The 11,356-nt window shown below is 36.3% G+C and carries 11 protein-coding genes; 6 read left to right on the top strand and 5 right to left on the bottom strand.

Annotation, left to right across the window (positions count from 1 at the left end):
- The first annotated feature begins 57 nt into the window (after positions 1-57).
- Entirely contained in the window at positions 58-1,938 is a 1,881-nt protein-coding gene (locus PVA17_RS17470) for a sensor domain-containing diguanylate cyclase (RefSeq protein ID WP_274068415.1), read from the top strand.
- A gap of 74 nt (positions 1,939-2,012) precedes the next feature.
- Here PVA17_RS17470 and PVA17_RS17465 read toward each other — a convergent pair whose 3' ends face one another.
- A complete protein-coding gene (locus tag PVA17_RS17465) occupies positions 2,013-2,492 on the bottom strand; it encodes a GAF domain-containing protein (protein ID WP_132357220.1) in 480 nt (159 codons plus the stop codon).
- Positions 2,493-2,516: 24 nt separating this feature from the next.
- Positions 2,517-3,311: a histidinol-phosphatase HisJ gene (hisJ, locus tag PVA17_RS17460; RefSeq protein WP_132357219.1), complete on the bottom strand. Its 795-nt coding sequence runs from the start codon at positions 3,309-3,311 to the stop codon at positions 2,517-2,519.
- A gap of 190 nt (positions 3,312-3,501) precedes the next feature.
- Between hisJ and ezrA the strand changes: the two genes are divergently transcribed.
- The 5 genes from ezrA (at position 3,502) to PVA17_RS17435 (ending at position 8,910) form a co-directional block, all read left to right on the top strand.
- A complete protein-coding gene (gene ezrA / locus PVA17_RS17455) occupies positions 3,502-5,211 on the top strand; it encodes a septation ring formation regulator EzrA (RefSeq protein WP_132357218.1) in 1,710 nt (569 codons plus the stop codon).
- A gap of 195 nt (positions 5,212-5,406) precedes the next feature.
- Positions 5,407-5,871, top strand: a complete 465-nt coding sequence (locus PVA17_RS17450; RefSeq protein ID WP_132357217.1) for a GNAT family N-acetyltransferase — start codon at positions 5,407-5,409, stop codon at positions 5,869-5,871.
- A 308-nt stretch (positions 5,872-6,179) separates the two neighbouring features.
- Positions 6,180-7,334, top strand: coding sequence for a cysteine desulfurase family protein (locus PVA17_RS17445; RefSeq protein WP_274068414.1), 1,155 nt, complete (start codon positions 6,180-6,182; stop codon positions 7,332-7,334).
- Between the two features lie 2 nt (positions 7,335-7,336).
- Positions 7,337-8,545, top strand: a complete 1,209-nt coding sequence (gene thiI / locus PVA17_RS17440; protein WP_274068413.1) for a tRNA uracil 4-sulfurtransferase ThiI — start codon at positions 7,337-7,339, stop codon at positions 8,543-8,545.
- A gap of 152 nt (positions 8,546-8,697) precedes the next feature.
- On the top strand, positions 8,698-8,910 hold the full coding sequence (locus PVA17_RS17435) for an alpha/beta-type small acid-soluble spore protein (RefSeq protein ID WP_132357214.1): 213 nt from the start codon (positions 8,698-8,700) through the stop codon (positions 8,908-8,910).
- 180 nt (positions 8,911-9,090) lie between these two features.
- On the opposite strand, the gene thiE is transcribed toward PVA17_RS17435, so the two are convergent.
- The 3 genes from thiE to thiM are packed head-to-tail and all read right to left on the bottom strand — an operon-like array spanning position 9,091 to position 11,292.
- A complete protein-coding gene (gene thiE / locus PVA17_RS17430; RefSeq protein ID WP_132357213.1) occupies positions 9,091-9,723 on the bottom strand; it encodes a thiamine phosphate synthase in 633 nt (210 codons plus the stop codon).
- Positions 9,713-10,537: a bifunctional hydroxymethylpyrimidine kinase/phosphomethylpyrimidine kinase gene (gene thiD, locus PVA17_RS17425; protein ID WP_132357297.1), complete on the bottom strand. Its 825-nt coding sequence runs from the start codon at positions 10,535-10,537 to the stop codon at positions 9,713-9,715. Before thiD ends, thiE begins: the two co-directional genes overlap by 11 nt.
- Entirely contained in the window at positions 10,537-11,292 is a 756-nt protein-coding gene (gene thiM / locus PVA17_RS17420; RefSeq protein ID WP_132357212.1) for a hydroxyethylthiazole kinase, read from the bottom strand. The genes thiD and thiM overlap by 1 nt, the downstream gene beginning before the upstream one ends.
- Positions 11,293-11,356 lie beyond the last annotated feature (64 nt).

Below are 11,356 nucleotides of genomic sequence, written 5' to 3'. Positions count from 1 at the left end.
ATACTATACTATAAGTTAATAGTATTGATTTGGACGTTATAGAGAAAAGGTGATTTCATGACAGACCATTTACAAACGCTAAAATATATAAAATCAGATGTTTTGAGCATTTGGGTGAGTTCTAAGGAACAAGCCGGTTTTAATGAGTATTTTTGCTCATTAGAACAGTGTCTAAAGAAGCGCTTTGGAATTGTGAAAATGGCATTTCTTAGTTTTGAAGGTAATTCTTTAATACCTGTTGAAGAAATGGCTACTTTAACAATTGAAACAAAACTAAATGCTGTGTCATGGTTAATGATTGAAGCTAACTTTTATCAACAGAAGTTGGTGAAAGTCCCTTATATATTAAAAGAAAAAGAAGCATATATGATGATGACAGATATGGTGCTTTTCCAAGCAGATGGTAAAAATCCAATTGGTGTGCTACTCGTTGAGGCAACCGATGCCTGGACAGACTTTATGGCTTCAGATTATGGGGAAGAGTTTATTGAAACGCTCACGAAGTTCTTTCAGATAATTAGAGAAAATCTTCAAGTAAAAGTGAATGAAGATCAATATAGAAAATTGTACAATATGACAGATTTATTTCATTCCACTATGGATATTGATTTAATTTTAGAAAATGTCTTGAAAAATATTAAGGATAATTTTCCAGAGTTTAATGTGGAGCTTATACTATCGAATGATCAAGACCGCCATACGACGATCGATATTAAGCTATTTGATTACTTATCTGAAAGACCAGCGACAATTGAGGCTTTTGTCTCAGGAGAGTTGACGACGGAGCTAGCAAGCGATTTGAATTGTCGATTATTAAACGCCCCTATAAAAGGAAGACAAGCAATTTATGGTATTTTACAAGTAAGTGCACCTACAACATATCTTTTTTCAACGACTGAAAAAGATTTTGTACGAATGCTAGCACAAACATCTGGAAATGCGCTAGAAAATGCGAAATTATATCATCAATCACATCGCCTTGTAAGTGATTTACAACTCATCAATGAAACATCGCATCGTTTAAATATGAGGATTGACATAAATGAAATGTTACTTTTCCTTCAAAAACAGTTAATGAAATCTTTTCAACCAATGGAAGTTTGTTTCGCTTTTAAACATAATGATACCTTTAAAGTGACGGATGCTAGTACAGCCTTATTCAATGCAGAGAAGGGTCAAACATATATCAAACATGTTGAACATCATTTCGAACATACTAACGATCCACTATTTATTGCCGATTTCAGTCGATTAACCCCTAATCAAATTGAATATCGTTCAATTATGGCAATCCCGATTTTAATGGAAGAAAAAATTAACGGCTTTAGTATTGTGTTACACAAGGAGCCATATTTCTTTTCATTTGATAGCTTTAAACTAATGCAATCATTAATCCATCACTCTTCTTTAGCAATTGCAAACTCTATACTACGTAATCAACTTCAAGAAATGGTAGATTTGGACCATTTAACAAAATTATATGCAAGAAGTTATTTAGATCAGTATGTAGAAAGATCCCTTAAAAATGATCAATCAGGGATGTTTTTACTTATTGATATTGATAATTTCAAACGTATTAATGATACGTATGGTCACCAAATTGGTGATAAGATTCTTATGCAAATTGCGGTCCAGTTAAAAGAAACGATTGGAGCTCGTGGCATCTGTGCACGCTGGGGTGGAGAAGAAATGTCTGTGTATATCCCAAATATTGATGAGAAAGAAGCAATCGAATTAGCAGCCACAATTGTTGCAAAAATTCCAAATACAACAGATCCTCAGGTGACTATTTCAGCGGGTCTCATAACATGGGACGAACAGTACCATCCAGCTTTTCAGTCTGTTTTCCTCCATGCAGATACAGCGCTATATGAAGCGAAAAACAGTGGCAAAAATCGATTTTGTGTTCATGATCGATCTTATCAAAACAATTTATAATGTGAAATAAAGAAAACGTCAGCCTTATGTGCTGAAATGCCCTGAAATGACAATACATCATTTCAGGGTATTTTTTATAAATGGAGAAGTAAGGTTTTAACGAATATCTCTAACCCTTCTTGATCTTCCTTTGAAAAGCGGTTTACGATTGGACTATCGATATCAAGAACACCGATGACCTGTTCTTCTTTTATTAAGGGAATAACAATTTCGGATTGGGATGCAGCATCACAGGCAATATGTCCAGGAAAGTCATGTACGTCTTTTACTACTATTGTTTCTGCTTTGTCTACAGCTGTTCCACAAACTCCGCGTCCAATTGGTATTCTGACGCAGGCAGGTAAGCCTTGGAATGGCCCTAATACAAGTTCATCCCCCTGTAATACATAAAAACCAACCCAGTTAATGTTTGGTAGGAATTGATTTAGTAAAGCAGAGGCGTTGCTTAAATTAGCAATGCGATCGCTTTCTCCCGTAAGTAAGGCATCTAACTGTTTGGCTAGTGTATTATATTGCTCGGCAATGGGTCCTTCATAATTAATTTGTGTAAACATAATAGCACCTCGTTTGAAAGTTATTTATTTTGGAAATATAACATTATAGTGTTGATGTAAATCAGCAACACTATGAGCATCTGAACCAAAAACAATTGGTAGCCCAATCGATTTACTATAATCGATAAAGGGTAAAGGTGGATAAGGTTCCTGACAATATGTTTTACTTAAACCAGCACTATTTAAATCTAGCTCATAGCCTTCTTCCTTCATTAAATCTAAAACTTCTCGAATCCGCGAAGAATCATCAATTTTCATCTTATGTGCTAATTGAAATTTGTGAATAAGTGAAGGATGTCCAATGCGCTTAGGCTTGTATTGCCCTAAATCTGCTTTAATGGATTGTAGGACGGTATCATAATATAAATTATACACTTGTTCAATAGAACCCACTTTTTTTGAAAAAGCCATAAAGCTTTCTGGAGAAAAGTCTATGCAAGCAAAGGTATTTTGCCATTGTAAAAAATGGACGGATAAAATAGAGTCATCTAAAAAGTGTCCATATGTATCAAGAAATTGACGAGTTTCTTGTTCAAAGCCTTGAATATAGTCCACCTCAAGACCGATATGAATGCGAATGTCTTGCGCATACTCCTCTTGAAGGCGTAGTAAATCTTCAAAATAAGGCATTAAAAATTCCGGATTCATACCACTATCTTGCTGAGGTGTAGGGTCAGTAAAATTCAATGGTAATGGTGCATGTTCTGTAAAGGTGATATCAGTAAAGTTGTGAGAAATTGCTTTTTCAATGTATTGCTTAAATGAATCAGAAGTACCGTGTGGACAATAAGGACTATGAACATGGCCGTCACATTTCATAAAATTACCACTCCTTTAGCTTTTGGACCAAACACTTTTATTTGCGCAAATTGTTCAAAATTTAAGCAGATGTTATTCTAGAAAGGCGTAAATACATAAAAAACACTCAAATTTTAGTACAAAAGGCGATAACATAGTATATAATAAATACAACTAGCCAATTCGTTTATTGTAGAATAGGAGGCTTACGATGGAGTATATCATCATTCCGGTTATCCTACTATTAATTTTAGCGATAGTAGGATTTATGATGCGACGAAAACATACAACAATCATTGCTAAACTTGAAAATGAAAAATCACAAATACAAAACAATCCCATAAATGAGGAAATTTCAAAAGTTAAATCTTTGAACATGAACGGTGAAACGGAAGAGATGTTTGAACGATGGCGTAATAGCTGGGATGAAGTCATCGATGTACATATGACAAAAATTGATTCACTTTTATTTGATGCAGAGGATCAAATCAATAGACTTCGTTTTAAGAAAGCAACGTTAATTGAACGTGAGATAGAAGATTATATTCAAAAATGTGAACAAGATAAAGATAAAATCTTAGAAGAACTAAATGAATTAATTGGCAGCGAAGAAAAAAATCGTATTGAAATTGAACAATTAAAAGAATACTATCGCTCTGCACGTAAAACATTGTTAGCTCACCAACATTCATTTGGTGTAGCATTACCGGCTCTGGAGAAAAAGCTGGAGATGTTTGTTCAAAAGTTTGAGGAATTCGATGTCCTTACTAGTGAAGGGAATTATTTGCAGGCACGAGAAATTGTTATTGGATTGAACCAAGAATCACAACAGACATTTGAATATATTAATGATGTCCCAACAATTTTGACTGAATTGCAAGTAAAGCTACCAGGAGCGGTACAAGAACTGCGTAGTGGCCAGCGTGAAATGGAGGAGCAATCCTACTACTTACAGCATTTAGAGCTAACTAAGGGGCTCGATAAATTTGATGAAGAATTTGAAACATTAAAAAAAGAATTAGCAGAGCTTAATTTAAGCGTTGTTAAACCACGTGTAGCTGAAATAAATGAAGAGATTGATCACTTTTACGATCTACTTGAAAAAGAAGTTATTGCTAAAAATTACGTTGACCAAAATTGTGATCGTTTATTAAGCTCAATTACTAATGTTATAAGTTCAACAAGATTAGTAAGTGATGAAGCAACGTTTGTGCAGCAAAGCTATCGTTTAAATGAAAAAGATGCCGAAATTCCAAAAGCTGCATTAAAGCAATTAGAGGCTTTACAACGTCGCTATGATTTATTAGCGATGCGTGTTAGGGAGGAAAAATCTGCATACTCAAGTTTGCAGGAAGAATTGATTGAAATTAACGAGGAACTTGAACGTATTCATGAGGAGCAAGGTCACTTATCAAATACGATGAAGAAGCTCCGAATTGATGAAAACAAGGCCCGTGCACAAGTAGAAAACTTAAAGAAAACATTACAAGAAACAGATCGTCTATTGAATAAGGCGAATATTCCAGGTATCCCCGAAGAGATGGACGCTCGTCTAGATGAGGCGGCAGAGCATATTTATGTAGTTATGCAAAGCCTTCAAGAGGTACCACTCAATATGGGAACAGTTCATAACAATTTAAATGCTGCAACACTTTGTGTAGAGGATGTAAAAGCGAAGGCGCATGAATTGATTGAAAATGTAATGCTGATTGAGCGTATTATTCAGTACGGTAATCGTCATCGTGCCACAAATCCTAAATTGCATAGTTGTTTAAGAGAAGCAGAAAAATCCTTTAATCAATTCCGCTATTCCAAGGCATTAGAAGAGGCTGGAACAGCAGTTGAAGAAATGGAGCCAGGTGCTTTAAAGCGAATTCAAGAACTTGTAGCAGAAGAAACGCATCAAAATAGTCAAGTATAATAAAGAATTACATCAGCTGTCTAAAAGGTATAGTTAATACTTTTTAGACAGTTTTGTTATAAAGGTGCAAATTTCAATAAACATATTTGGAACGTTTGAGGAAGCTACGCATTCATTTTTAATGAGAAATGGAACGGGAAGCTTGACATGCTATCTCACTACGATATTGATTAAAAACTATTAGAGGTGTTTCAAATGCAATTTTATATTCGGGAAATGAATGAAATTTTCGCGACTGATATTTTAGGTTGGAAATATGAGGAACCATATGATTTTTATAACAATGATCTATGCGATGAATCTTTAAAAGAAATTCTTGAAAGTCCGTATTATGCAATTGTCAATGATAAAGAAGAGCTAGTTGGTTTTTTCTGTACAGGAACATCAGCCCAAGTACCTATAGGGCGTAATTATGGTGCGTATTTAGACGAGTACATTGATGTGGGGATAGGGATGAAGCCTGAGCTAACAGGAAAAGGTTATGGTTCAGAGTTTTTTTCATTTATTTTAAATCAGCTACAACAAGAAAGTCATAGTCCTCTTCGTTTAACAGTAGCTACATTTAATACAAGAGCTATTCACCTGTATGAAAAATTAGGCTTTACAAAAGTCATGGAATTTACAGCTTCAACTGAATTTATAACAATGAAGAAAGATTAAAAATAAGCATGTTTAACTACGGTTTATAGTGGTGAAATTCGCCTCCAATACGGTGTTGAAATATAGTTTAAATATGGTCGCTGAAAGTGGAGGTTGGACGACTCCTCGGGGTCAGATCACATCGCGAGTGAAGCGGCTCATCGGACGCCCCCGGGAAGCTTTGCACTGTAGCGACAGCTACAAAGCGCCCAGCCGGAACGGAAATAAGTGATTAAATTAGGATAATTGTTAAAGTTAGTAGTCAATCGCTGAAGATTGCGTTATGATAAATACCGTTAAATCAACGTTTTGAAAGTGTGTGAATATTAATGGAAGTTAATACAATCTATTTAGACAACAGTGCAACAACCAAACCTTTAAAAGAGGTTATGCAAGCATTTATGGCAGTGAATGAGCAGTATTATGCTAATCCTGCTTCCATTCATGCAATGGGTGTTGAATCAAACGAATTGTTAATGCGTGCACGTGAGCAAGTAGCAGATATTTTGCAGACAGAAGCAAAAAATGTGCTATTTACATCAGGTGGTACTGAATCCAATAACACGGCTATATTTGGTTTAGCACGTAGCAATACACATAAAGGAAATCATATTTTAACAACCGAAGTTGAACATCCATCTGTTCTTGAATCTGTTAAGCAACTTGAGCAAGAAGGTTTTGATGTTGAATACTTACAAGTCGATAAAAATGGCGTTATTTCTTTAGAGGAGCTTCGCACAAAAGTGCGCAAGGATACCATTTTAGTAAGTATGATGCATGTAAATAATGAAATGGGTGCTATCCAACCAATTTTTGAAGCTGCAAAAATTATTCATGAATCAAGTCGGGCAGCTTTTCATGTGGATGCTGTACAAAGCTTTGGAAAGTTACCAATATCATTTAACGATGAAGATGGACCAGACTGTATTTCAATTTCTGGCCATAAAATTCATGGCTTTAAAGGTTCAGGTGTACTAGCGTTCCGTAAAAAAATGAAATGGCAACCGTATGCACTTGGTGGAGGACAGGAGTTTGGTTTACGTAGTGGAACAGTAGCTGTACCGCAAGCAGTAGCTTTATCCAAAGCAGCTCGAATGGCAGTCGAGACGATGAATAATCGTGCACAAAAATATCGACAATGGAATGATGAAATATGTACGCAATTACGTGGTTATGGAGATGTAGTGCATATTTTATCAACCCCACAAGGTGCGGCACATATTTTATCTTTTAGTATTCGCGACTTAAAAGGTGAAGTCATTATCAATGCATTGCAAAAACGCAATGTAATTGTGTCGACATCGAGTGCTTGCTCATCGAAACAGACAAAAACAAGCCATGTTGTTGAAGCTTTAAATATTGATGAGCACTTTAAAAAGGGTGTTATTCGTATAAGTTTTGGAGCGCATGTAACAAATGAAGATATAGTAAAGTTTAAACAAGTATTAGATGAAGTATTGATGGAACTTAAAGGAGAATATTAAAAATGATTTGGAAAGAAATTTTAATTCGATATGGTGAGCTTTCTACAAAAGGTCGCAACAAGATGGATTTTATTCGTCGTTTACGCGAGAACATTCGTCATGCGTTTGCGGATTTAGGACATTTACACATTCGCACAGAGCGCGACCGTATGTTTATCGCCATTGAAAATGAAACACAAATGGACGTTCTATTAAAAGGATTACCAAAAATATTTGGTATCCAATCTTTTAGTCCAGTAGCAGCATGTGAAAAAGACATGGAGGCTATGAAAAAACTTGCCATAACAATTATGGATACATTTAAAAATGAGCAGCTTACTTTTAAAGTAGAAGTAAAGCGTACAGATAAAACATTTCCGTTAGAATCCCATGCTATTCAACGTGAAATTGGTAGTTATGTATTACCACGATATCAAAATTTATCAGTAAAGGTGAAACATCCTGATATCGAGCTTCGTGTAGAGGTGCGTCATGATGCAACATATATGATGGCACAAGTTATTCCGGGTGCAGGTGGAATGCCTGTAGGTTCGAATGGTAAATCTTTATTAATGCTTTCTGGTGGAATAGATAGTCCTGTTGCAGGTTATTTAATGATGAAACGTGGAGTGCGCTTAGAAGCGATACACTTCTTTAGTCCACCTTATACAAGCCAAAATTCATTAGAAAAAGTAAAGGTGCTGGCTAATGAATTAACGAAATTTGGCGCTAGTATACGTTTACATGTGATTCCTTTCACTGAAATCCAAGTTCTTATTAAAGAAAAAGTACCTTCTAATGTATCGATGACAACCACTCGTCGTATGATGCTAAAAGTTGCTGACAAAGTACGAGAAGAAATTGGTGCATTAGCAATTGTTACAGGTGAAAGTCTTGGACAGGTAGCGAGTCAAACTCTTGAAAGTCTAACAGCTATTAATGCCGTAACTAACACACCGATTTTACGTCCATTAATCTCATCAGATAAATTAGAAATTATCGATATTGCAGAGAAAATAGGCACATACGAAACGTCAATTCAGCCATTTGAAGACTGCTGTACAATTTTTACTCCAGCAAGTCCAAAAACAAAGCCGAAGCTTGAAAAGGTTGAGCATTACGAAAGCTTCTCGGATTTTGATGAGCTAATCGAACGAGCAGTGAAAAATCGTGAAGTCTATATTTTCCCGAAAAAGGAGCAAGAAGCCGATAAATTTGCAGATCTTCTATAGAAGAAACTTGCGATTTCCTAAGCGAACGAGCCGACTCAAAAATCTTGAGTCGGCTTTTTTTGTTTATTTCCTTCGTGGCACAATTTACCTAAAAAATTTTTGTATTAAAAATCTAATATCGCACATTCTATATTCACAAGGAGGTGAGAGACATGACTTCAAATCGCAGTTCAAACAAGCTTGCTGTACCTGGTGTAGAGCACGCACTTGATCAAATGAAATACGAAATTGCACAAGAATTTGGTGTTCAATTAGGAGCTGACGCTTCAGCTCGTGCTAACGGTTCCGTTGGCGGTGAAATCACTAAACGTCTTGTACAAATGGCAGAATCACAATTAAAAGGTATGCCAAACAACAACCTATAATTGCATAATCGCAATTATAAAATTAAAACCAGTGACCGTAAAAGGCACTGGTTTTAGTTTGTTTAAATTTATTAATTTTTATCCCGTATGAATGGGCGTAATTTATCTATATCAAAAGAGAAGCGTCATGCCCTACCATTGTAAAAATCCGCTTGGAATAGCTAAAGATCCCCACTGCCTTTATCCTTCAAATGATTTCAATGTAGAGACTGTATTTGCAATATCCTCACTTTGGCAAATTGCAGAAATAACTGCGATTCCATCAGCACCTGCTTTAAATACTATAGGAGCATTCGAACAGTTTATGCCTCCAATTGCAACGATAGGGAGCTCTGGATATTGCATCCGAGCTTGTTGTAAAAAATTCGTTCCACTAGGTGGATTGGCGTCACTTTTAGAAGTAGTTGAAAAAATCGGTCCAATTCCTACATAATCAGCACCATATTGTAGAGCAGTTTGTAATTCAGCTTGTGAATGAACAGAAACGCCTAAAATCATGTTGCCGATTTTATTACGCACCATCGACACGGGAAAGTCCTCTTGCCCAATATGAACACCGTCTGCTCTAAGCTTTATAGCCAGCTCGATATCATCGTTGACGATAAACGGAACATGATATTGTTGACAGAGCTTTTGACATTTACGAGCAAAATCTTCATAGGCTTGCCCAGTTAATGTATTTGGTCCTTTTTCACGATATTGAAACATCGTAATTCCAGATTGCAGAGCTTTCTCTAAAACGTTTAATGGCTCGTGTTTGAAAACATTACTTGTACCCATTATAAAATATAGCTGTAGATCGTCACGTTTCATGAATGATCACCTCGCAGGAATTCTTCAAGTTTTGATAAGCAAAATGATTTGTAGGACCATGTCCATTACCAATAGATAAATCATGAGTTATTGCTAATTGAATAAATTTTTTAGCCTCCTCAATCGCATTTTCTAAAGATAGTCCACGACCAAGAAAAGCAGTTAATGCAGCGGAAAACGTACAGCCTGTACCATGCGTGTTTTTCGTTGCAATACGAGTGGACTGCATGGAAAATGACCGACCATCTTGGAAAAATACATAATCAGTAGCATAACGTTTATCCTCTAAATGACCGCCTTTAATAATGACGCATTGAATGCCTATTTGTAATAAGACGTTAGCTGCTTCTTTAATATCTGTTAAAGAAGTGATTTTCCTTCCAGAAAGGGTTTCCGCCTCTGGAATGTTCGGTGTGACCACTGTTGCTATAGGTAGCAAATAACTGCGTAATGCCTCAATTGCTTCTTGCTGTAATAAGCTTTCGCCACCTTTTGCAATCATGACAGGATCTACTATAAGCGGACTATTTATTGCAGTTAAAATCCGTGCAATTGATTGAATAATTTCCGAGGAAAACAGCATTCCGGTTTTAATAGCACTTATTGGAAAATCCTCGATAAGCGCTTGAAGTTGTTTTTCGACAAAACTAACTTCAATTGGTAAGACATCCGATACCCCGAGTGTATTCTGGGCGGTTAAAGCTGTAATAACAGACGTTCCAAATACCTTTAATTCCTGGAATGTTTTTAAATCAGCCTGTATCCCTGCGCCGCCACCACTATCAGAACCAGCAATTGTCGTGACAATATGCATCATTGTTCACCACCCTTGGAGAGGCGGTGTAGTTCGTTCAATACTGCAATTTGAAAATCGCCAATAGCTGGGGAGGAAGAAGCAGCTTGCTCTGCCACTTTTTTATAAAGCGATAATGTTTCTATTAATTGGTCAAATGGCTTATGTCCTACAAGATAGGAAGCACAACAAATGGCACTCAATAAGCAACCTGTTCCAGTGACTTCTGTCATTTGTGAATTTCCACCTGTAATCCATTGCTGATGTTCGCCATCAGTAATAAAATCCTTTTCACCGGTCACAATTACAATACAATTGTAAAGCTGAGCTACTTTTTGTGCCTCAACTTCTAAAGAAATTGAACCACTACCACTATCTACGCCTTTTTGTTGCCATTCTATATTGGCTATTGCTGCAAGCTCTCCGACATTACAACGAATAGCAGCAAAATTTATTTCCTTGAGTAATTGTTGTACCGTTTGCTTCCGGTAAGTTGTTGCACCTGCAGCAACAGGATCTAAAACAACGGGAATGCCAAGAGCATTTGCTTTTTTTCCTGCAAGTAACATTGATTCTTTCATTCGCTCATTAAGGGTACCGATATTTATTAATAAGCCTGAGGCAATTGCGACCATTTCTTCAACTTCACGACTGTCATCTGCCATAACTGGTGAAGCGCCTATAGCTAATAAGCCATTTGCTTGGAAATTAGCTACAACATAATTAGTAATGCAATGAATTAATGGATTTTGTTTACGGATAGTATGAAATAACATTTTTAGTCCTCCTTGTTGGATGGACGTAAGCGTGCAAAAAAGGCTCTTTTTCGTGTAGAAAAAA

Source organism: Lysinibacillus sp. CNPSo 3705, assembly GCF_028674935.1.
GTDB lineage: Bacteria > Bacillota > Bacilli > Bacillales_A > Planococcaceae > Lysinibacillus.
The sequence above is the reverse complement of the archived record's forward strand: the minus strand, read 5'-3'. Positions and strand labels throughout refer to the sequence as shown.

Coding starts and splice junctions, on each gene's coding strand:
- PVA17_RS17450 (WP_132357217.1), top strand. CDS start 5,407: ATGCAATTTTATATTCGGGAAATGAATGAAATTTTCGCGACTGATATT.
- thiM (WP_132357212.1), bottom strand. CDS start 11,292: ATGTTATTTCATACTATCCGTAAACAAAATCCATTAATTCATTGCATT.
- thiE (WP_132357213.1), bottom strand. CDS start 9,723: ATGAAACGTGACGATCTACAGCTATATTTTATAATGGGTACAAGTAAT.
- hisJ (WP_132357219.1), bottom strand. CDS start 3,311: ATGAAATGTGACGGCCATGTTCATAGTCCTTATTGTCCACACGGTACT.
- thiD (WP_132357297.1), bottom strand. CDS start 10,537: ATGCATATTGTCACGACAATTGCTGGTTCTGATAGTGGTGGCGGCGCA.
- ezrA (WP_132357218.1), top strand. CDS start 3,502: ATGGAGTATATCATCATTCCGGTTATCCTACTATTAATTTTAGCGATA.
- thiI (WP_274068413.1), top strand. CDS start 7,337: ATGATTTGGAAAGAAATTTTAATTCGATATGGTGAGCTTTCTACAAAA.
- PVA17_RS17465 (WP_132357220.1), bottom strand. CDS start 2,492: ATGTTTACACAAATTAATTATGAAGGACCCATTGCCGAGCAATATAAT.
- PVA17_RS17435 (WP_132357214.1), top strand. CDS start 8,698: ATGACTTCAAATCGCAGTTCAAACAAGCTTGCTGTACCTGGTGTAGAG.
- PVA17_RS17470 (WP_274068415.1), top strand. CDS start 58: ATGACAGACCATTTACAAACGCTAAAATATATAAAATCAGATGTTTTG.
- PVA17_RS17445 (WP_274068414.1), top strand. CDS start 6,180: ATGGAAGTTAATACAATCTATTTAGACAACAGTGCAACAACCAAACCT.